At 69.8% G+C, this 19,148-nt stretch carries 17 protein-coding genes; 8 read left to right on the plus strand and 9 right to left on the minus strand.

What is annotated here, in order from left to right; genetic code table 11:
• Together C6N40_RS13335 and rpoE are read right to left on the minus strand one after the other, a co-directional pair.
• A partial coding sequence (locus tag C6N40_RS13335; RefSeq protein ID WP_162782241.1) for a sigma-E factor negative regulatory protein occupies positions 1-270 on the minus strand: 270 nt, incomplete at its 3' end.
• The gene (gene rpoE, locus C6N40_RS13340; RefSeq protein ID WP_106991523.1) at positions 267-860 is read right to left on the minus strand and encodes an RNA polymerase sigma factor RpoE; all 594 of its coding nucleotides are present in this window, start codon (positions 858-860) and stop codon (positions 267-269) included. The genes C6N40_RS13335 and rpoE, both read right to left, overlap by 4 nt.
• A gap of 151 nt (positions 861-1,011) precedes the next feature.
• On the opposite strand from rpoE, the gene C6N40_RS13345 reads away from it, so the two are divergent.
• The gene (locus tag C6N40_RS13345; RefSeq protein ID WP_425477728.1) at positions 1,012-3,042 is read left to right on the plus strand and encodes a 3-hydroxyacyl-CoA dehydrogenase NAD-binding domain-containing protein; all 2,031 of its coding nucleotides are present in this window, start codon (positions 1,012-1,014) and stop codon (positions 3,040-3,042) included.
• A gap of 559 nt (positions 3,043-3,601) precedes the next feature.
• On the opposite strand, the gene C6N40_RS13350 is transcribed toward C6N40_RS13345, so the two are convergent.
• Positions 3,602-5,035: a transglycosylase SLT domain-containing protein gene (locus C6N40_RS13350; RefSeq protein ID WP_106991525.1), complete on the minus strand. Its 1,434-nt coding sequence runs from the start codon at positions 5,033-5,035 to the stop codon at positions 3,602-3,604.
• Between the two features lie 122 nt (positions 5,036-5,157).
• On the opposite strand from C6N40_RS13350, the gene C6N40_RS13355 reads away from it, so the two are divergent.
• Positions 5,158-6,648: a helicase HerA-like domain-containing protein gene (locus tag C6N40_RS13355; protein WP_106991526.1), complete on the plus strand. Its 1,491-nt coding sequence runs from the start codon at positions 5,158-5,160 to the stop codon at positions 6,646-6,648.
• Between the two features lie 13 nt (positions 6,649-6,661).
• Here the strand turns inward: C6N40_RS13355 and C6N40_RS13360 are convergent, their stop codons facing one another.
• Both C6N40_RS13360 and C6N40_RS13365 read right to left on the minus strand, forming a co-directional pair.
• On the minus strand, positions 6,662-8,392 hold the full coding sequence (locus tag C6N40_RS13360; protein ID WP_106991527.1) for a DUF2207 domain-containing protein: 1,731 nt from the start codon (positions 8,390-8,392) through the stop codon (positions 6,662-6,664).
• The gene (locus tag C6N40_RS13365; RefSeq protein ID WP_106991528.1) at positions 8,389-8,940 is read right to left on the minus strand and encodes a LemA family protein; all 552 of its coding nucleotides are present in this window, start codon (positions 8,938-8,940) and stop codon (positions 8,389-8,391) included. Before C6N40_RS13365 ends, C6N40_RS13360 begins: the two co-directional genes overlap by 4 nt.
• 166 nt (positions 8,941-9,106) lie before the next feature.
• On the opposite strand from C6N40_RS13365, the gene C6N40_RS13370 reads away from it, so the two are divergent.
• Together C6N40_RS13370 and greB are read left to right on the plus strand one after the other, a co-directional pair.
• Positions 9,107-10,690, plus strand: coding sequence for an AbgT family transporter (locus C6N40_RS13370; protein ID WP_205208620.1), 1,584 nt, complete (start codon positions 9,107-9,109; stop codon positions 10,688-10,690).
• A 3-nt stretch (positions 10,691-10,693) separates the two neighbouring features.
• The gene (gene greB, locus C6N40_RS13375; RefSeq protein ID WP_106991529.1) at positions 10,694-11,194 is read left to right on the plus strand and encodes a transcription elongation factor GreB; all 501 of its coding nucleotides are present in this window, start codon (positions 10,694-10,696) and stop codon (positions 11,192-11,194) included.
• A 48-nt stretch (positions 11,195-11,242) separates the two neighbouring features.
• Here greB and rimO read toward each other — a convergent pair whose 3' ends face one another.
• The gene (rimO, locus tag C6N40_RS13380) at positions 11,243-12,580 is read right to left on the minus strand and encodes a 30S ribosomal protein S12 methylthiotransferase RimO (RefSeq protein ID WP_106991530.1); all 1,338 of its coding nucleotides are present in this window, start codon (positions 12,578-12,580) and stop codon (positions 11,243-11,245) included.
• A gap of 100 nt (positions 12,581-12,680) precedes the next feature.
• Between rimO and C6N40_RS13385 the strand changes: the two genes are divergently transcribed.
• Genes C6N40_RS13385 through C6N40_RS14355 form a run of 3 tightly spaced genes read left to right on the plus strand, consistent with a single transcriptional unit; the run spans position 12,681 to position 13,945 of the window.
• Complete coding sequence (locus C6N40_RS13385) at positions 12,681-13,343, plus strand: dienelactone hydrolase family protein (protein ID WP_106991531.1); 663 nt, start codon at positions 12,681-12,683, stop codon at positions 13,341-13,343.
• A 2-nt stretch (positions 13,344-13,345) separates the two neighbouring features.
• The gene (locus C6N40_RS13390) at positions 13,346-13,771 is read left to right on the plus strand and encodes an HIT domain-containing protein (protein ID WP_106991532.1); all 426 of its coding nucleotides are present in this window, start codon (positions 13,346-13,348) and stop codon (positions 13,769-13,771) included.
• 12 nt (positions 13,772-13,783) lie between these two features.
• The gene (locus C6N40_RS14355; RefSeq protein WP_205208621.1) at positions 13,784-13,945 is read left to right on the plus strand and encodes a LiaI-LiaF-like domain-containing protein; all 162 of its coding nucleotides are present in this window, start codon (positions 13,784-13,786) and stop codon (positions 13,943-13,945) included.
• Positions 13,946-13,952: 7 nt separating this feature from the next.
• On the opposite strand, the gene dcd is transcribed toward C6N40_RS14355, so the two are convergent.
• A complete protein-coding gene (gene dcd, locus C6N40_RS13395; protein WP_106991533.1) occupies positions 13,953-14,522 on the minus strand; it encodes a dCTP deaminase in 570 nt (189 codons plus the stop codon).
• A gap of 40 nt (positions 14,523-14,562) precedes the next feature.
• The gene (gene apbC, locus C6N40_RS13400) at positions 14,563-15,645 is read right to left on the minus strand and encodes an iron-sulfur cluster carrier protein ApbC (RefSeq protein ID WP_106991534.1); all 1,083 of its coding nucleotides are present in this window, start codon (positions 15,643-15,645) and stop codon (positions 14,563-14,565) included.
• Between the two features lie 201 nt (positions 15,646-15,846).
• Here apbC and C6N40_RS13405 point away from each other — a divergent pair, with 201 nt between their 5' ends.
• Positions 15,847-18,699, plus strand: coding sequence for a TonB-dependent receptor domain-containing protein (locus C6N40_RS13405; RefSeq protein ID WP_162782242.1), 2,853 nt, complete (start codon positions 15,847-15,849; stop codon positions 18,697-18,699).
• Positions 18,700-18,758: 59 nt separating this feature from the next.
• Here C6N40_RS13405 and C6N40_RS13410 read toward each other — a convergent pair.
• Positions 18,759-19,148: transposase (locus C6N40_RS13410; RefSeq protein ID WP_162782243.1), on the minus strand; the 390-nt coding region annotated here is incomplete at its 5' end.

Raw genomic sequence — 19,148 nt, forward strand, 5'->3', positions numbered from 1 at the left:
CACCGCGCCGGCCGCCCAGGGCCAGCGATGGCGGGCCGGACGGGCCTCGGCGGCCACGGCGGCGGCGATGCCCTCGGCCAGCGTGCCGGGCATCAGCCGCAGGTCGTCGCCGCGCAGGCCGGCCGACGCCAGCTGCCAGCGCTCCAGCTGCGCCCGCAGGGCCGGGTCGCTGGCCAGCCGGCGCTCGAGGAAGCGGGCCTGGTCGGGCGGCAGTTCGCCGTCCATCCAGGCGCTCAGGTCCTCATGCAGTTTCGGGTCGTGCTGGCTCATGGGCGCACTCGCTCTTTGTCCATCAGGGGGCGCAGGCGGGCATCGATGGCCTCGCGGGCGCGGAAGATGCGCGAACGGACGGTGCCGATCGGGCACTGCATCAGCTGCGCGATCTCCTCGTAGCTCAGGCCGTCCACCTCGCGCAGGGTGATGGCCTGGCGCAGTTCCTCGGGCAGGCCGGCCACCGTGTCGGTGACGGCCTGTTCGATTTCCTGGCGCAGCAGCTGGTGCTCCGGGGTGTCGTGGTCGTGCAGGCGACCCCCGTCGGCATGGTGCTCGGCGTCCTCCGCGGCGATGTCGGCGGTGGGCGGGCGGCGCTTTGCGGCAACGAGGTGGTTCTTGGCGGTGTTCACGGCGATCCGGTAGAGCCAGGTGTAGAACTGGGCCTCGCCGCGGAAGTTCGCCAGCGCCCGGTAGGCGCGGATGAAGGCTTCCTGGACGATGTCCTGGGCCTCGGCATGGTCGGGCACGAAGCGGTACACCACGGCGCCGATGCGGTGCTGGTACTTGCGCACCAGCAGGTCGAAGGCCGTGTTGTCGCCCGCCTGCACCCGTTTGACGAGGGCCAGGTCCAGTTGATCTTCGCCCATCCGGGCCGCTGCTCCTGCGGCCATCCGGGCCGCTCCATGGACATCGCCGGCCCGGGAAAGTTCCGCCCGGCACGCCGGCCGGCGTTGACCCCCCGGGGCCTGCCCCGGATGATACGGGCTTCCTTCCCTACCCCAACGTATGGAGCCCGCCATGTTCGACGGACTTCGCCTCGCCCACTGGCAGGCCGAGCAGCGCCCCGATGGCATCCTGGTGCTGACGATCAACCGCGCCGACCAGGGCGTGAACGCCCTGTCCCGGGCCGTGCTCGACGAGCTCGAGTCGATGCTCGAGCGCATCGCGCTGGAACTGCCCAAGGGCCTGGTCATCATTTCCGGCAAGGCCGCCGGCTTCATCCCGGGCGCCGACATCAAGGGCTTCGGCGACATCGCCGCCAAAGGCCAGACCGAGGCCTGGATCCGCCACGGCCAACTGGTGTTCCAGAAGCTGGCCGAGCTGCGCTGCCCCACCGTCGCCGCGATCCACGGCCACTGCATGGGCGGCGGCACTGAACTGGCCCTGGCCTGTCGCTACCGCGTGGCCAGCCGCGACGAGAAGACCCGCATCGGCCTGCCCGAGGTGAAGCTGGGCATCTTCCCGGGCTGGGGCGGCAGCGTGCGCGCGCCGCGCCTGCTGGGCGCCCCGGCGGCCATGGACCTGATGCTCACCGGCCGCGGCCTGTCGGCGTCGGCGGCCAAGGCCATGGGCCTGGTCGACCGCGTGGTCGAGCCGGCGGTGCTGCTCGACGAGGCGGTGAAGCTGGCCCAGCGCGGCGCGAAGCGCCCGTTCAAGCAGCGCTTCCTGGCCTGGGCCACCAATACCGGCCCGGGCCGCGCCATCCTCGCCCCGCAGATGGCCAAGCAGGTCGCCCGCAAGGCGCGCAAGGAGCACTACCCCGCCCCGTTCGCACTGATCGACACCTGGCGCCGCAGCGGTGGCCTGCCGGTGCACGCGGCGCTCAAGGCCGAGGCCAGGGCGGTGGTGAAGCTGGCCGGCGGCCCCACCGCCTATAACCTCGTGCGCGTGTTCTTCCTGATGGACCGGCTCAAGTCGCTGGGCGGGAAGGACCATGGCATCCAGAAGGTGCATGTGATCGGCGCCGGCGTGATGGGCGGCGACATCGCCGCCTGGTGCGCGCTGCGCGGCTTCGAGGTGACGCTGCAGGACCGCGAGATGCAGTACATCCAGCCGGCCCTGGACCGTGCGGCGCAGCTGTTCGGCAAGAAGGTGAAGGACGAGGGCAAGCGCGCCGCCACCGCCGCGCGCCTGAAGGCCGACGTCGAGGGCGCCGGCGTGGCCGACGCCGACCTGGTGATCGAGGCGATCTTCGAGAACCTCGAGGCCAAGCAGGCGCTGTTCGCGAAGGTCGAGGAAACGCTCAAGCCGGGCGCGCTGCTCGTGTCGAACACCTCCTCGATCGCGCTGGAGAAGCTGCGCGAAGGCCGCAAGGACCCGGCGCGCTTCGCCGGCCTGCACTACTTCAACCCGGTGGCGCTGATGCCGCTGGTGGAGATCGTGCGCCACGACGGCATGGACGCCGGGACCGAGCGCCGCCTGGCGGCCTTCTGCCGCGCCATCGACAAGCTGCCGGTGCCGGTGGCGGGCACGCCGGGCTTCCTGGTCAACCGCATCCTGGCGCCCTACATGCAGGAGGCGATCATCGCCTTCTCCGAGGGCATCCCGGGCCCGGTGATCGACAAGGTGGCGCTGAAATTCGGCATGCCGATGGGCCCGATCGAGCTGGTCGACACCGTGGGCCTGGACGTGGCAGCCAGCGTCGGCAGGATCATGGCCGACTTCCACGGCCAGGCGCTGCCTGACGCGTTCAAGGTCGAGGAAGGCAAGCGCGGCAAGAAGGACGGCCAGGGCCTGTACAAGTGGGAGAACGGCAAGCCCGTGAAGCCGGAGGTGCCGAAGGACTACAAGGCGCCCGAGGACCTGGAGGACCGGCTGGTGCTGCCGCTGCTCAACGAGGCGGTCAGCTGCCTGCACGACGGCGTGGTGTCCGACGCCGACCTGCTCGACGCCGGCGTGATCTTCGGCACCGGCTTCGCCCCCTTCCGCGGCGGCCCGATCCAGCACATCCGCAGCGTCGGCGCCGACAAGCTCAAGGCCCGGCTCGAGGAGCTGGCCGCCAAACACGGCGAGCGCTTCACCCCCCGCCCCGGCTGGGACACGCTCTGACCCCACGCCCCGCCTCCCCCTGTAGGAGCGCCTTCAGGCGCGAATCTTGCGGGAGGGCTTTCAGGCCCGACAACTCTGCTGTGTCCGGTTGTGGCAACTCGTGGCTTTCGCGAGTGGAGGCGACGTGTATTCGCCCCGGCCGACACGCCGTGAACCCATCCATGGGGTCTCCTCGTCGACATCCATGTCTCCGAGGCTCAGCCGGGGCGAATACACGCCACCTCCTCGAACCTGTCGTCGTGGCCGGCAGGAGAGCAACGGCGAGAGCCTCAGCGCCTCCTCGCCATCGCGAGCGTCTGGCTCTTCAAGCTCGCGACCATGCCTCGTCCCTGGAGGCCGCCCGCGAAAGTCGGAGCGACGGCGCGTTGCGTGAGGGGGTTCGAAGCGGAGGGCAGCAAGCCCGGAGCGGCCGGCGTTTGCTGCCAGGGATGGCGCTAGCAAGACGCCGGGCGACACCCCCTCACGCAACGCGGCGGCGCCACTCCGGTGGTTACCCGGCCGAAAGGGTCAACGCGAGGCTTGGCCCTCCCGCAAGCTTCGCGCCTGTGCGTCGGGCCGGTCAGCCGCACCCGACCAGGCGCAGCGTCTGGCCGGCGCGGATGACGTAGGGCGCGCGCAGTCCGTTGGCGCGGGCCAGGGCCGTGGCGCCATCGCAGCGGTGCCGGCGCGAGATGCTGCTGAGCGTGTCGCCCGCCTTGACCCGGTAGGTGCGCGTCGGGCCGCCGGTCGCGGTGGCCACCGCGGTCGGCTTGCTCGCCGCCATCAGGCTGGCCGCGAGCTGCGCCCGCGGGCCGTCCACGCAGTGGCGCTGGTACTCCGGAGGCACCGCCACCGGCACCCGCAGTTCGGTGCCGGCGGCGATCGGCACGTGCGGCTCGTAGCGCGGGTTGAGGTTGCGCAGCGTGCGGAAGTAGCCCTCGCGCGGGCCGCCGAGGCAGATCGAGAGCTGGTAGATCGAGGCCGGTGCGGCGAGCTTGAGCACCGTCGCGGCGCCGTCCACGGCCGGGAACTGCAGGCCGTACTCCTCCGGGTGCAGGAACAGCCAGGCCGCCGCCAGCACGTAGGGCACGTAGTCGCGCGTCTCGGGCGGCAGCTGGCCGTAGACGTCCGGATGCCAGAAGGATTTCTCGCCGGCGGCACGCTTGAGCCGCAGGGCGCGGCCCTCGCCGCCGTTGTAGGCGGCCACGGCGAACTCGAGCTCGTCGCCCAGTTCGGCGAAACGCTCGTTGAAATACAGCACGCTGGCGCGCGCCGCCAGCTGCGGGTCGTAGCGGGTGTCGAAGCCGTCGCGCCAGCCCAGGCCGAAACGCGCGCCGGTGGCCGGCATGAACTGCATCGGCCCGGCCGCGCCGGCGCGGGAAACCGCGTGCACCCGGCCGTTGGATTCCTTGGCGAGGATGCCGAACAGCAGCGCCTCGGGCAGGCCGGCCTGCTCGTACTCGGGCCACATCAGGAAGCGCATCTGCTGGTAGTTCTCCCAGCTGGTGATCAGCTGCGGGCGCATCCAGGTCAGCCACTCGGCCATCGCCGCGCGCACCGGCTCGTTGAGCTCGATCACCTCGCGCAGGTCGCGGCCATTGAGCAGGGCCACGCTGCGGCCCGCCGCCGGCATCGTCGCCAGCACCCCGCCCTCGCCGGCCGCGCCGGTGCGCTCCGGGGTCTCGGCGAAACCCTCGCCGTCGCCGGACAGCGCCGAGGCGCCCTGCTGCAGCAGGGCGTCGTAGGCGGCGATGAAACGCTCGACCTCGCAGCCGCGGGTGGCCTGGCAGCTGCGCGCACCGTCCATCAGCGCGGCCGAGGCCTGGCGCATCGCCTCGCGGCCGGCGGCGGTTTCGCCCGCCCGCACCTGGGCCAGGCCGGCACGGTAGCTTTCACTGGCGGCCTCGAGGGCTTCGTAGATCGGCTCGACCCGCTTGGGCACGCGCCGGGCGTCGGCGGCGGGCGGCAGGGCCAGGGTCAGCAGGGCAAGCGCGGCGATCAGGCGAAGCGACATCGTTCATCCAGGGCGTGGGGCGAGGCAGCGGCGCAGCCTATCGACCCGCCGTCCGGCCGGCAAGGAAAACCAGCCGCCCGGGCCGGCTAGAATCAGGGCAAATCCCCCGGAGCCTGCTTTCGATGAGCGACATCCTGATCGGCAAGGGCGACCAGCCCGTCCACCTGCTCGGCAAGTACGGCAACCGCCACGGCCTGGTGGCCGGCGCCACCGGCACCGGCAAGTCGGTGACCCTGATGGTGATGGCCGAGGGCTTCTCGCGCCTGGGCGTGCCGGTGGTGATGGCGGACGTGAAGGGTGACATCGCCGGCCTGGCCATGCCGGGCACCATGAACGACAGGATCGCCCAGCGCGTGCAGCAGATCGGCATCGAGGGCTACGCCAACGAAGCCAGCCCGGTGGTGTTCTGGGACCTGTACGGCAAGCTCGGCCATCCGCTGCGCACCACCGTTTCCGAAGTCGGCCCGACACTGATGTCGCGCATGCTCGAGCTCAACGACACCCAGTCGGGCGTGATGGACATCGCATTCAAGCTGGCCGACGACCATGGCCTGCTGCTGCTCGACCTCGACGACCTGCGCGCGCTGCTCAACTTCACCACCGAGAACAAGGCCGAGGTGTCGAAGCAGTACGGCCTGGTCAGCCCGCAGTCGGTGGCCGCCATCCAGCGCGCCCTGCTGCGGCTCGAGCAGGACGGCGGCAAGCAGTTCTTCGGCGAACCGGCCCTGCAGCTGGCCGACCTGATGCGCCAGGACATGTCAGGCCGCGGCGTGGTCAACCTGATCGCCGCCGACCAGCTGATCCTGCGCCCGCGCCTGTACTCGAGCTTCCTGCTGTGGCTGCTGAGCGAACTGTTCGAGACCCTGCCCGAGGTCGGCGACCTTGAAGTCCCCAAGCTGGTGTTCTTCTTCGACGAGGCGCACCTGCTGTTCGACGACTGCCCGCCGGCGCTGCGCCAGCGCGTCGAGCAGGTGGTGCGCCTGATCCGCTCCAAGGGCGTGGGCGTCTACTTCTGCTCGCAAAACCCCGACGACGTGCCCGACGAGGTGCTGGGCCAGCTCGGCAACCGCGTCCAGCACGCCCTGCGCGCCTTCACCCCGCGCGACCAGAAGGCCGTGCGCGCCGCCGCCGAAACCTTCGTGCAGAACCCGAAGGTCGACGTGGCCAGGGCGATCGGCGAACTGGGCGTCGGCGAGGCGCTGGTGTCGATGCTGATGGCCAAGGCGGTGCCGATGCCGGTCGAGCGGGCCATCATCTGCCCGCCGCGCTGCCGGATGGGCACGATCAGCGACGAGGAGCGTGCCCTGGTGCGCTCGCGCAGCCCGGTCGGCGGCAAGTACGACACCCCGGTGAACCGCGAGTCGGCCTTCGAGATGCTGGCCAAACGCGCCGAGCAGGCGGCTGCCGAAGAAGCACCGGCGTCCGCGCCCGGCGCGGCCAAGGCCCCGGCCGAGGCGCCGCGCTCGAAGTTCGACGAGTTCCTCTGGGGCACCAAGCGCCGCCAGGGCGCGGTGGAAGCCGCGGCCAAGTCGGCCACGCGCACGGTGGCCAACGGCATCGGCCGGCAGATCCTGCGCGGGCTGCTGGGCGGGCTTCTCGGCGGCAAGCGCTAGCCGGCCCGGGCTGCTAGCGTCCGCCACCTCCGCCGCCGCCGCCACCGCCGCCGGACGAGCCACCGCCGCCGCCACCCGAGCTTGAGCCGGGCGGCGAGGACGAGGACGAGATCTGCGAGCTCAGCGCGCTGCCCAGCGAGGTGCTCATGGCCCCGAGCGTCGCCATCGAACCGGCGGAGCCCCGATACCAGCCCATCGAACGCGCCGTTTGTTCGGCCTGGGCGGCGCCGACCGCCGCGGTGAAATGTTTCGTCCACGCGTCCTCGACGTCGAGCGCCAGCGCATAGGGCAGCAGGGCCTGGTAGCGCTCGGGATCGGGCGACGGCGCCTCGGGCTCGCCGGGCTTGCGCAGCCGCGCCAGCTCGTCGCGCTCGGCCACGCCCAGGTACAGGCGCAGGCCCTCGATTTCGTCCAGCAGCTTGCGCCCCTGCGGGGTCGGCGCCTTCATCAGCCAGGCGAACACCATATGCAGCACCAGCGCGAGCGCCAGCAGCACGATGATCAGCGGGATGCCGGCTCCACCAGCCACCAGGAAGGCCAGCACGCCGTAGCCGAAGGAAAACAGCCAGCCCCAGAACAGCGGCCAGCCGTTGCGCTTGAAGAAGGCCGGGTGCATGCGCTTGTCCAGCGCCTTGAGGTGGAGCAGCCGCGCGCCGCCGATGGTCGAGGCGTTGGTGTCCTTGAGCTCGATGCGCGGCCCGGCCTTGAACAAGTTCTCGAGCAGCACGCGCTGGCCTTCCGAAGGCGCCGTGGCGTCGCTGGCGAGCCGCTCGAGCGTCCAGTCCTTCCTGCCGGACTGCTCGACCACCAGTTGCCCGTGCACGGCCAGGTCGACCACGTCGGCAGCGAAGCAGCGGTCGGAATATGCCTGTTTCCACAGGTAGCGCAGCTCGCCCGGCGAGAACCCCTCCGGCGCCTCGTAGCGCGGGAAGATCGAGCCCGGCGCCGGGTCGCGTCCCACCCGGTGCCAGCTGCGCAGGTACCAGGGGAGCAGCGCCAGCAGGCCCGCCAGCGCCACCAGCACGCCGCCGTTGTCGCGCAGCAGCCAGGCAAGGCGCTGGGCGCGGCTGGGCTGCGCCACCAGGCCCTTGGGGAAGCCCACCACGATCGTCAGACCCTCGTAGGAGCCAAGCGGGCTCGTGGTGGCGAATTCGGCCACGCCGGGCGCCGGCGCCCTGACCACGTAGGCGGTGCCCTGCAGGCCCTCGGGGCCGGTGTAGGCCTCGAGGTCGAGCTGGGCCACCGGCACCGCGCCGGGCAGCCTCACGGTGGCGCTGGCGCTTTCGATGGCGAAATCCCAGCCCAGGCCGGTGACGTTCCAGTACAGCTCGTCATGCCCGTCGAAGAATCCGAGCTGGCGCGAGGTGCGGTAGCGGATGGCGAACGTGATGTCGGCCGGCACCGGCAGGAAATCGTCGCTGCCGGTGTTCACCCGCACGCCATTGGGCATCGACTCGGTGGACCACGGCTCCCACTGGCCGTCGCGCTCGACGCCGAGCACTTCGAAATCCACGACGTAGCGGTTGCCGGCCGCGTCCCGGTAGCGGGTCGGGAAGTCGCGGTAGATGCCGCGGCGGATGCGCTGGCCCTCGGCGCGCACGGTGATGTGCTCGGTCACCTCCATGCCGCCGTCGGCCATCACTTCGATGTCGGCGTGGTAGGCCAGGATGCGTTCCTGGCCGGCGGCGCCGGCCGCCGCCAGCGCCAGCGCAAGGGCCGCCAGCAGGCGCAGGACCCGGCTCACTGGCCCAAGCCCAGCTGCGGCGCCGGCCGGGCGCCGTCGTCGGCCTCGTAGAATTCGGCCTCGCCAAACCCGAAGGCGCGCGCCACCACCAGGTCGGGAAAACGCTGCACGCCGTCGTTGTTGGCGCGCACGGCGCCGTTGTAGAAGCGCCGGGCGTACTGCAGGTGGTCCTCGACCTGCACCAGGTCGCGCTGGAGCTGCATGAAGTTCGCGCTGGCCTTGAGGTCCGGGTAGGCCTCGTTGAGCAGCACGATCCGGCCCAGCCCGGCCTCCAGCTCGCGCTCGACCGCCGCCAGGGCAGCCGGCGACTGCGTGGCCATGGCCCGCGCCCGCAGTCCGGTGACGTTCTCGAGCAGCGCCTTTTCGTGGCCGGCGTAGGCGCGCACGGCCTCCACCAGCCGCGGGACGAGGTCGTGCCGGCGCATCAGCTGCACGTCGATGTCGCTCCAGCCGGCGCGGACCTGGTTTCGCAGGCGCACCAGCCGGTTGAAGGCGAACACCGCCCACAGCAGCGCGACGAGCAGCACGAAGCCCATGAAAATCGCCATGTCCCCTTCCCCCCGGATGAGGAGGCCATTATCCACGCCCCGCTGCGCGCGGCCAGCACGCCGGGCCGCCGTGCCCTCGGTTATAGTCGGGCGCCCCGGGGCCGCCGGGGCCAGGCCTGAACCGGAGAACTGCATGGAAGTGAGCACGCCCAGGAAGCGGACCCTGATGGATCGTTTCCTCACCATCGTCGAGCGCGGCGGCAATGCCCTGCCCCACCCGGCCACGCTGTTCGCGCTGCTGGCACTGGCCGTGGTGGTGATGTCCTGGCTGGCGTCGATGGCGGGGCTGAGCGTGGCGCATCCGTCCACGGGCTCGCTGGTCGAACCGGTGAACCTGCTGAGCATCGACGGCCTGCACCGCATGCTCACCGGCGCGGTCACCAACTTCACCGGCTTCGCGCCGCTGGGCGTGGTGCTGGTGGCCCTGATCGGCATCGGCGTGGCCGAGCACAGCGGCCTGATCGGCGCCTCGCTGCGCCTGCTGGTGCTGGCGGCGCCGCGCTTCCTGCTGACCCCGGTGCTGGTGTTCGCCGGCGTGATGTCGAACATGGCCAGCGAGATCGGCTACGTGCTGCTGGTGCCTCTGGGCGCGCTCATCTTCATTTCCGCCGGCCGGCACCCGATCCTGGGCATGGCAGCGGTGTTCGCGGGCGTGTCGGGCGGCTATTCGGCCAACTTGCTGATCGGCACCATCGACCCGCTGCTCTCGGGCCTGTCCCAGGAAGCCGCGCGCATCGTCGATGCCGACTACACCGTCAGCCCGCTGGCGAACTGGTACTTCATGATCGCCTCGACGCCGGTGATCACCCTGCTGGGCTGGTTCGTCACCGAGAAGATCGTCGCGCCGCGCTTCGCCGATTCGGCCGTGCCCTCGCTCACCCTGGCCGACGGCGCCAGCCCGGAAGACCAGCAGCTCAGCCCGGCCGAGCGCCGCGGCATGAAGTACGCCGCGGTGACGCTGCTGGTGTTCACCGCGCTGGTGTTCTGGGGCGGCTACCCGGCGGCCGGCGCGAGCCTGTTCGACGGCGCCCTGCAGCTGCCGCAGATCCCCGGCTCGGGCTTCCTGCTCGATGAGCGCCAGGACGTGCTGCGCTCGCCCCTGCTCAGCGGCGTGGTGGTGATCATCTTCCTCTACGGCGTGCTGGCCGGCATCGCCTTCGGCGTCGGCGCCGGCACCATCAAGTCCGACAGCGACGTGATCAAGGGCATGTCGGCCTCGATGGCCACTCTCGGCGGCTACCTGGTGCTGGTGTTCTTCGCCGCCCAATTCGTGGCCTTCTTCAACTGGACCCAGCTGGGCCTGATCTTCGCCGTCGAGGGCGCCGACTTCCTCAAGGCGCTGGGCCTGCCGACGATCCCGCTGTTCATCTGCTTCATCCTGCTCACGGCGGTGGTGAACCTGTTCATGGGTTCGGCCTCGGCCAAGTGGGCGCTGATGGCGCCGGTGTTCATCCCGATGTTCATGCTGCTGGGCTATTCGCCCGAGATGACCCAGGTGGCCTACCGCGTCGGCGACAGCGTCACCAACATCATCTCGCCGATGATGAGCTACTTCGCACTGATCATCGCCTTCTTCCAGCGCTACGAGCCCAAGGCCGGCATCGGTACGCTGGTGGCGACGATGCTGCCGTATTCGATGGTGTTCCTGATCGGCTGGAGCGCCATGTTCGGACTCTGGATCTGGCTGGAGCTGCCGATCGGCCCCGACTCGCCGCTGCATTACATCCCGGCGGCGCCCGTCGCGGGCTGAGCCATGGCACGCTGGCGTCCGCCGGGCGAGAAGTCCACGGCGATCATCACCCGCGTCGGCTTCGAGCGCCTGCGCGCCGAGCTCGAGGAGCTCTGGCGGGTGCGGCGCCCGGAGGTGGTGAAGGCACTGGCCGCCGCGGCGGCCGAGGGCGACCGCAGCGAGAACGCGGAATACACCTACCGCAAGAAGCAGCTGGGCGAGATCGACCGGCGGGTGCGCTATCTGAGCAAGCGGCTCGAGGTGCTGAAGGTCGCCGAGGGGCGGCCTTCAGACCTGGAGGTCGTGTTTTTCGGCGCCTGGATCGAGATCGAGCACGCCGACAGCGGCGAGACCGCGCGCTACCGCATCGTCGGCCCGGACGAGACGGACGCCCGGGCCGGCCACATCAGCGTCGATTCCCCGCTGGCCCGCTCATTGCTGCGCCGCCGCCTCGACGATGAAGTCGAGGTCCACCTCCCCGCCGGCCCGACCCGCTACCTCATCATCGCCATCGAGTACGACTGACCCCTGCCCCCTCGCCCTGTAGGAGCGCCGGGGGCGGGAGGATGGGCGTCAGAAGTCGTCGGGGTCGCCGACCAGGCCGAACAGGTCGTGTTCGTCGCTGCCCATGATGCGCACGTCGCAGAAGTCGCCGGGCTTGAGGCCCGCGGCCGCGCCGTCCTGGATCTGCACCAGGCCGTCGATTTCCGGCGCGTCGGCCATCGAGCGGGCGATGGCCAGGTCGCCGTCGACCGCGTCCACCAGGCAGCGCTGCACCGTGCCGACCTTGCGCTCGAGCTTCTCGGCGCTGATCTGCGCCTGCAGTTCCATGAAGCGGGCCAGGCGTTCCTGCTTCACCTCTTCCGGCACCGGGTCGGGCAGCGCATTGGCCGCGGCGCCCTCGACCGGCGAGTAGGCGAAGGCGCCCACGCGGTCGAGCTCGGCCTGGTCGATGAAGGCCAGCAGATCCTCGAAGTCCTGGTCGGTCTCGCCCGGGAAACCGACGATGAAGGTGCTGCGGATCGTCAGCTCGGGGCAGATGGCGCGCCAGCGCTGGATGCGCTCGAGGGTCTTGTCCACCGCGCCGGGGCGCTTCATCAGCTTGAGGATGCGCGGGCTGGCGTGCTGGAACGGGATGTCGAGGTAGGGCAGCACCTTGCCCTCGGCCATCAGCGGGATGATCTCGTCCACGTGCGGGTACGGGTAGACGTAGTGCAGGCGGGTCCACGCGCCCAGCTCCGACAGCCCTTCGCACAGCGCCTTCATGCGCGTCTGCCAGGTCTTGCCGCGCCACTCGCGTTCGGCGTACTTCAGGTCCACGCCGTAGGCCGAGGTGTCCTGGGACACCACCAGCAGTTCGCGCACGCCGCCGCGCACCAGCTTCTCGGCCTCGCGCAGCACCTCGTCGACCGGGCGCGAAACCAGGTCGCCGCGCATCGAGGGGATGATGCAGAAGCTGCAGCGGTGGTTGCAGCCCTCGGAAATCTTCAGGTAGGCGTAGTGCTTCGGGGTGAGCTTGAGGCCGTAGTCCGGCACCAGGTCCAGGAAGGGGTCGTGCTTCGGGGGCAGCGCCTCGTGCACGGCCGACATCACGCTGGCGTAGTCCTGCGGGCCGCTGATCGACAGCACGCCCGGATGGGCCTCGCGGATCTGTTCGGGCCGCTTGCCCAGGCAGCCGGTGACGATGACCTTGCCGTTCTCGGCCAGGGCCTCGCCGATGGCGTCCAGGCTCTCGGCCACGGCCGAATCGATGAAGCCGCAGGTGTTGACCACCACCACGTCGGCGGCGTCGTAGCTGGGCACGATCTCGTAGCCCTCGACCCGTAGCTGGGTCAGAATGCGTTCGGAGTCTACGAGGGCCTTCGGGCAGCCGAGGCTGACGAAGCCCACCTTGGGCTGGCTGGCGGACATGGGCATGGGGTCGGGACGGGGGCGCGGATTATACCCTTCCCCGCCGCCCGGGCCGGTGTAGGCTAGCGGCCGGGGACAGCCGATTCAGGGGAGCCATCCAATGGGCCAGACGATCTCCATCTCCACCCGCCACGGCCGCATCTCCGCCTGGCAGGCCAAGCCGCACAACAAGCCGCGCGGCGCGCTGATCGTGATCCAGGAGATCTTCGGGGTGAACCCGCACATCCGGCAGGTCACCGACCGCTTCGCCAACTATGGCTACCTGGCCGTCGCCCCCGCCCTGTTCGACCTGGTCCACCCCGGCACCGAGCTGGGCTACGACGAGGCCGGCGTGGCCCGCGGCCGCGAGGTCGCCGCCGAGCTCGGTTTCAACGGCGCGCTCGACGGCGTGCGCGGCGCCTACGACCTGCTCGAGGCCGAGCACCGGGTCGGCGTGGTCGGCTACTGCTGGGGCGGCTCGGTGGCCTACCTGGCCAATGCCCGTCTGGGCCTGCCGGCGGTGAGCTACTACGGCGGCCGCACGGTGCCCCTGCTGCACGAGCGGCCCAAGGCGCCGCTGATGCTGCATTTCGGCGAGGACGACCCGCTGATCCCGCCCGAGGACGTGCAGGCCCACCGCGATGCCCTGTCCTCGGCCGAAATCCACGTCTGGCCCGGAGCCGGCCACGGCTTCAACTGCGACCAGCGCGCCGACTACAACGAGGACGTGGCTAAACAGGCCCTCGAGCGCACCCTCGCCTTTTTCCAGAAGACCCTGCGCTGAACATGGCCGATGCGTTCTCCCTCGACCCGCGCCTGGCGGGCGACAGCGTGCTGGTCGCCGACGGCCCGCTCAGCCAGCTTCGGCTGATGGACGACGCCCGCTTCCCCTGGCTGGTGCTGGTGCCCCGGGTGCCGGGAGCGGAGGAATGGATCGACCTGTCGGGCGACCAGCAGCGCCTGCTGCTGGCCGAGGTGAACCTGGCCGGCCGCCTGCTGCGTGGCCTGGGGCCGGTGCACAAGCTCAACATCGGCGCCCTGGGCAACATCGTCCGGCAGCTGCACGTGCATGTCCTGGCGCGCCAGGAAGGCGACGCCGCCTGGCCCGGCCCCGCCTGGGGAGCCGGCCAGCGCCAGCCCTACGTGGCCACGGTGCGTGATGCGCTGGTATCGTCGCTGCGGCAAGGCCTGGCCGACCTCCCCGGCCCCTGAACCGGAGCCCGCATGAAGTCCAACCTCATCCCCGCCATCATCCTGATCGCGCTCGGCGCCCTGCTGCTGGCCAACAACCTGATCCCGGAGTTCCGGATCTGGGCCATGCTGCTCGACTGGTGGCCGGTGGTGCTGATCGCGCTGGGCGTGAACCTGCTGATCAAGCGATCCTGAGCGCGGCTCAGGTGCGCGGCAGCGTGACCCCGGTCTGGCCCTGGTACTTGCCGCCGCGGTCCCTGTAGCTGGTTTCGCAGACCTCGTCGGACTGGAAGAACAGCATCTGCGCCACGCCCTCGCCGGCATAGATCTTGGCCGGCAGCGGCGTGGTGTTGCTGAACTCGAGCGTCACGTGGCCCTCCCACTCGGGCTCGAGCGGGGTGACGTTGACGATGATGCCGCAGCGCGCGTAGGTGCTCTTGCCCAGGCACACCACCAGGGTGTCGCGCGGGATGCGGAAGTACTCGACCGTGCGCGCCAGCGCGAACGAGTTGGGCGGGATGATGCACACGTCCGCCTCGAGGTCGACGAAGCTGGTCGGGTCGAAGGCCTTCGGATCGACGATGGTCGAGTTGATGTTGGTGAAGATCTTGAACTCGCGCGCGCAGCGCACGTCGTAGCCGTAGCTCGAGGTGCCGTAGCTGACGATGCGGTGGCCGTCGGCGGCATGCTTGACCTGCCCCGGCTCGAACGGCTCGATCATGCCGTGCTGCTCGGCCATGCGGCGGATCCACTTGTCGGACTTGATGCTCATGCGGTTCGGGCTCGGGGGCGAAAGGCGGGATTCTACCGGCTCAGGTGTTGCTGATGACGATGTTGGGCAGGCTCTTGTTGCGCGCCTGCAGCGACAGCCTTGCGGCCGCCCGGCGGGCGATGTCGCGGTAGGCCAGGGCCAGCGGCGCCTCCGGGTCGGCGGCGACCGTGGGGGTGCCGCCGTCGGCCTGCTCGCGGATGCGGATATCGAGCGGAAGCGAGCCCAGCAGCGGCACGCCGTACTGCGCCGCCATGGCCTCGCCGCCGCCGGCGCCGAACACGTGCTCGGCGTGGCCGCAGTTCGAGCACACGTGCACGGCCATGTTCTCGACGATGCCCAGCACCGGCACCTCGACCTTGTTGAACATCTGCAGGGCCTTGCGGGCGTCGAGCGTGGCGATGTCCTGGGGCGTGGTGACGATGACCGCGCCCGAGACCGGGATGCGCTGGGCCAGGGTGAGCTGGATGTCGCCGGTGCCCGGCGGCAGGTCGATGACCAGGTAGTCCAGGCCGTCCCAGCGGGTGTCGCCCAGCAGCTGCTGCAGGGCCTGGGTGACCATGGGGCCGCGCCAGATCATCGGGGTGTCCTCGCCGATCAGCAGGCCGATCGACATGGCCTGCAGGCCGTGGCCCCGCTTGGGCTCGATCGACTTGCCGTCCGGGCTGTCGGGCTTGCCCGACAGACCGAGCATCTTGGGGATGGACGGGCCGTAGATGTCGGCATCGAGCACGCCGACGGTGGCGCCCTCGGCCTGCAGGGCCAGGGCCAGGTTCACCGCCGTGGTGGACTTGCCCACGCCGCCCTTGCCCGAGGCCACGGCGATGATGTTGCGCACCTGCGGCAGCGGGGTCAGGTCCTTCTGGACCCGGTGCGCCTGCACCCGGGAACCGACCGAAACGGTCACCTTGCCGGCGCCCGGCAGGGCCGCCAGCCGCTCGCGGACGATGCCGGCCAGGGCCTGGTGCCAGCCCCGCGCCGGGTAGCCCAGCAGCAGCTCGACGGCGATGTCGGCGCCGTCGAGGCCGACGCCGCGCACGCTGCCCTGCGCCACCAGGTCCAGCCCGGTGTGCGGGTCGCTCAGGCCGGCCAGCGCGGCGCGCACTTGGGCTTCGTTCAGGGACATCGCAAACTCCTGTTTCACATGGATTTCCCGGAATCCCGGGACCGTCTCGTTCAGGTTTGTCGGAGCCGGTTCAATTCGCCCCCGACGTATGTTACGTTCCGGTTAAGGTTGTCTCCCGAAGGTGCGTCAACCTTGGCCAGAAGCTGTAACGAGCCGCTCGGAACGCAGCGGCATACAAGCACTTCAATACTAGGGGATCCAATGACTACTGATCCAATTTCCGGGCACCGCCGGTCGGTGCTGGCACGCTCCCTCGCCCTCGCCCTGACCCTGCCCCTGGCCTTCAGCGCCGCGGCCCAGGACAGCCAGGCCGAGGAAGAGGAGGAAACCTCCACCGAGCAGGCGACCCAGCTCGACACCCTCGAAGTCGTCGGCTCCCGCATCAAGCGCTCGGAGATGGAAGGTCCGGCGCCGGTCGTCGTCATCACGCGCGAAGACATCGACCGCGAAGGCCACCAGACCATCGGCGACCTGCTGCAGAGCCTGACCCAGGGCACGACCGGCGACTTCACCGGCGACTACTTCGTCAACGGCTTCACGCCGAACGCGCAGACCATCAACCTGCGCGCCATCGGCCCGGGCTACACGCTGGTGCTGATCAACGGCCGCCGGCTGTCGCAGTACCCGATGCCGTACAACAACAGCAACAACATCACCAACGTCCGCACCATCCCGACCAGCATCATCGAGCGCACCGAAGTGCTCACCGGTGGCGCCTCGGCCATCTACGGTTCGGACGCGGTCGCGGGCGTGGTGAACATCGTCACGCGCAAGAACTTCGACGGCAACAACATCCGCGTGACCACAGGCACCACCGACGAGGGCGGCGGCGACAGCGTCAACTTCGAGTTCAGCGGCGGCCGCACCGGCGACCGCTGGAGCGCGATCTGGGCCTTCCAGTACGCCACCAACGAGCCGATCTTCGCCAGCCAGCGCAAGTTGACTGCCGACATCCGCAACAACCCCTACGGCCTGCCGGTCAACCCGCAGCTTTCGCTGATCGCCATCGACGCGCTCGGCCTGGTGGTCCCGCGCGGCCACAACGCCCTGTACGATCCGGCGGTGTGCGATGCCCTGGGCTACGAGTCGGCCACCACGCCGACCCGCGGCAGCTTCTGCGGATCCTACGACCAGGTGGCGCAGCGCTCGCTCTACAACAAGCAGGACTTCTACAGCGGCTACGGCTACGGCATCTTCGACCTGACCGACAACCTGCAGCTGTTCGCCAGCGCTTCGTACTACAACAACGACGCGACCTCCGCGTCGGGCATCCGCAACTACTTCACCGGCGCCGACAACTTCCTGCAGAACCCGAGCGGCGGCGTGCTGGGCGCCTTCTACGACCCCAACATCGGCACCGTGCTCCAGCTGCAGCGCTACTTCCGCGCCTCCGAGGCCGGCGGCCTGGAGCAGGCCGGCGACTACTTCGAGGAAAAGACCTGGACCCTCGAGGCCGGCCTGCAGGGCAGCATCGGCCGGTTCGACTGGGAAGCCAGCGTCAACCACAGCCGCTACGAGTTCCTGATGGACATCCCGGCGCTCAAGGCGCAGGCCGTGCATGAGTACTTCCTCGGCCCCCGCCTCGGCTTCATCAGCGGCTACCCGATCCACGAGCTGAACGTCGATCGCTGGAACACCCCGCTGACCCCGGAGACCTTCGGCAACATCTACACCCGCGTGACCTTCGCCGAGGGCCACACCACGTCGAGCACCGCGAACTTCACCATCAGCGGCGACCTGTTCGAGCTGCCGGCCGGCCCGCTCGGCTTCGCGGGCATCCTCGAGGGCAACCGCCAGACCATCGACCGCCAGGCCGACTGGCGCCTGTCCGAGCCGCTCGGCCCGAACTCGATCTATGGCCTGGGCAGCGCCGGCGTGAGCATCGGCGAGCGCGACCGCTACGCCATCGGCGCCGAGTTCCGCGTGCCGATCCTCGACAACCTGACGGCGAACGTCGCCGGTCGTTACGACAAGTACGACGACATCACCAACATCGACGACGCGATCACCTGGAACCTGGGCCTCGAGTTCCGTCCGTTCGACTCGCTGCTGCTGCGCGCCAACTACGCCACCAGCTTCCGTGCGCCGGACTTCCAGATGGTCTACAGCACCGGCTCGGCGGGCTTCAGCACCTTCGTCGACGAGTACTCCTGCCGCTCCGGCACGGGCCTTGGCCTGACCACCGGTCCGCGTACCTACCAGGAGTGCGCGGCGACCTCGGGCGACCCGACCATCTACGGCATGCGCACCGAACGCGACGGCAATACGGCGCTCAAGGAAGAAGAGGGCCAGTCGTGGGGTATCGGCTTCGTCTGGGACATCGTCGACAACCTCTCGCTCACCGTCGATTACTTCGACATCAAGCTCGAGGATCGCGCGATCACCCTTTCGCCGGCCCTGCTGCTGCAGCAGGAAGCGGACTGCCGACTGGGCGTGAAGCGTGACGGCACGCCGTTCGAGTACTCGCCCGGCTCCGCCTTCTGCCAGGGCGTGCTGGCGGCGGTCAGCCGCAACTCCGCCCCCGGCACGACGCTCGACCAGCGCATCCAGGCGATCAACTCCACCTACATCAACGCCGCCTACCAGCGCGTGACGGGCATCGACAGCACGCTCGCCTACAGCTGGGACACGGACCGCCTCGGCCGCTTCGGCGTCAACCTGGCTTGGTCGATCGAGCTGAGCGACGAGTACAAGCGCTTCGAGAGCGATCCGCTGATCGACTACCGCGACATGGCCGACTACAACAGCCGCAGCCGCGCCCGTGGTTCGTTCACCTGGACCAAGGGCGACTGGGCGGCCAACACGTTCTTCACCCGCTACGGCACCGTGTACAACTGGGCCGAGACCGAGCGGCTGCCGCCCTGGTTCCTGTGGAACCTCAACGTCAGCAAGCGCTTCGGCCAGGACACCATGGTCACCCTGGCGGTCAACAACGTGTTCAACAACCAGGTTCGCCTGGATCCGACCTACACCGGCTACCCGTACTACTACGGCGGCTTCGGTTCGGACCTCCAGGGTCGTCGCTTCTACGTGACGGTCCAGCACCAGTTCTGATCGGGGAGTCTGCTTGCCCTGGGAGCCCGGCTTCGGCCGGGCTCTTTTTATTTGGTTCTTCACCCAAGTCCGGGAAAGGCCGCCCGGATCTTCAGGAAGAAGTAGGCGTCGTCCCGGTAGCCGTAGGCCACCCGCTTGATGACCTTGATCTTGTTGTTGATGCCCTCGACCAGGTTGGTGCCCAGCGGCCAGCGGCAGTGGGCCAGGATGCCGGCCAGGTAGGGCTCGATGCGCCGGACGAACACCCGCAGCGGCTCCAGGCCGCTGCGCAACGCTCGTCGCTTCCAACTCCTCCAAGCTTTTCGTGCCCACGCCTCGGAGCGGTAGCGCCATAGGCTCTTCAGGTCGTCCTTGAGCAGGTAGACGGTCAGCAGTGCCTTGTTGGCGGCCAGCAGTTCGTCTAGGCGGACCACTTGATCTTCCGGCACGTTCTCGCGGTTGCGCAGCAG

Source organism: Arenimonas caeni (assembly GCF_003024235.1).
Taxonomy (GTDB): Bacteria; Pseudomonadota; Gammaproteobacteria; order Xanthomonadales; family Xanthomonadaceae; genus Arenimonas; species Arenimonas caeni.

What these genes read in the sequence shown, in the direction of transcription:
- rpoE (WP_106991523.1), bottom strand. Translation starts at nt 860, where the DNA reads ATGGGCGAAGATCAACTGGACCTGGCCCTCGTCAAACGGGTGCAGGCG.
- C6N40_RS13345 (WP_425477728.1), top strand. Translation starts at nt 1,012, where the DNA reads ATGTTCGACGGACTTCGCCTCGCCCACTGGCAGGCCGAGCAGCGCCCC.
- C6N40_RS13350 (WP_106991525.1), bottom strand. Translation starts at nt 5,035, where the DNA reads ATGTCGCTTCGCCTGATCGCCGCGCTTGCCCTGCTGACCCTGGCCCTG.
- C6N40_RS13355 (WP_106991526.1), top strand. Translation starts at nt 5,158, where the DNA reads ATGAGCGACATCCTGATCGGCAAGGGCGACCAGCCCGTCCACCTGCTC.
- C6N40_RS13365 (WP_106991528.1), bottom strand. Translation starts at nt 8,940, where the DNA reads ATGGCGATTTTCATGGGCTTCGTGCTGCTCGTCGCGCTGCTGTGGGCG.
- C6N40_RS13370 (WP_205208620.1), top strand. Translation starts at nt 9,107, where the DNA reads ATGGATCGTTTCCTCACCATCGTCGAGCGCGGCGGCAATGCCCTGCCC.
- greB (WP_106991529.1), top strand. Translation starts at nt 10,694, where the DNA reads ATGGCACGCTGGCGTCCGCCGGGCGAGAAGTCCACGGCGATCATCACC.
- rimO (WP_106991530.1), bottom strand. Translation starts at nt 12,580, where the DNA reads ATGTCCGCCAGCCAGCCCAAGGTGGGCTTCGTCAGCCTCGGCTGCCCG.
- C6N40_RS13385 (WP_106991531.1), top strand. Translation starts at nt 12,681, where the DNA reads ATGGGCCAGACGATCTCCATCTCCACCCGCCACGGCCGCATCTCCGCC.
- C6N40_RS13390 (WP_106991532.1), top strand. Translation starts at nt 13,346, where the DNA reads ATGGCCGATGCGTTCTCCCTCGACCCGCGCCTGGCGGGCGACAGCGTG.
- C6N40_RS14355 (WP_205208621.1), top strand. Translation starts at nt 13,784, where the DNA reads ATGAAGTCCAACCTCATCCCCGCCATCATCCTGATCGCGCTCGGCGCC.
- dcd (WP_106991533.1), bottom strand. Translation starts at nt 14,522, where the DNA reads ATGAGCATCAAGTCCGACAAGTGGATCCGCCGCATGGCCGAGCAGCAC.
- apbC (WP_106991534.1), bottom strand. Translation starts at nt 15,645, where the DNA reads ATGTCCCTGAACGAAGCCCAAGTGCGCGCCGCGCTGGCCGGCCTGAGC.
- C6N40_RS13405 (WP_162782242.1), top strand. Translation starts at nt 15,847, where the DNA reads ATGACTACTGATCCAATTTCCGGGCACCGCCGGTCGGTGCTGGCACGC.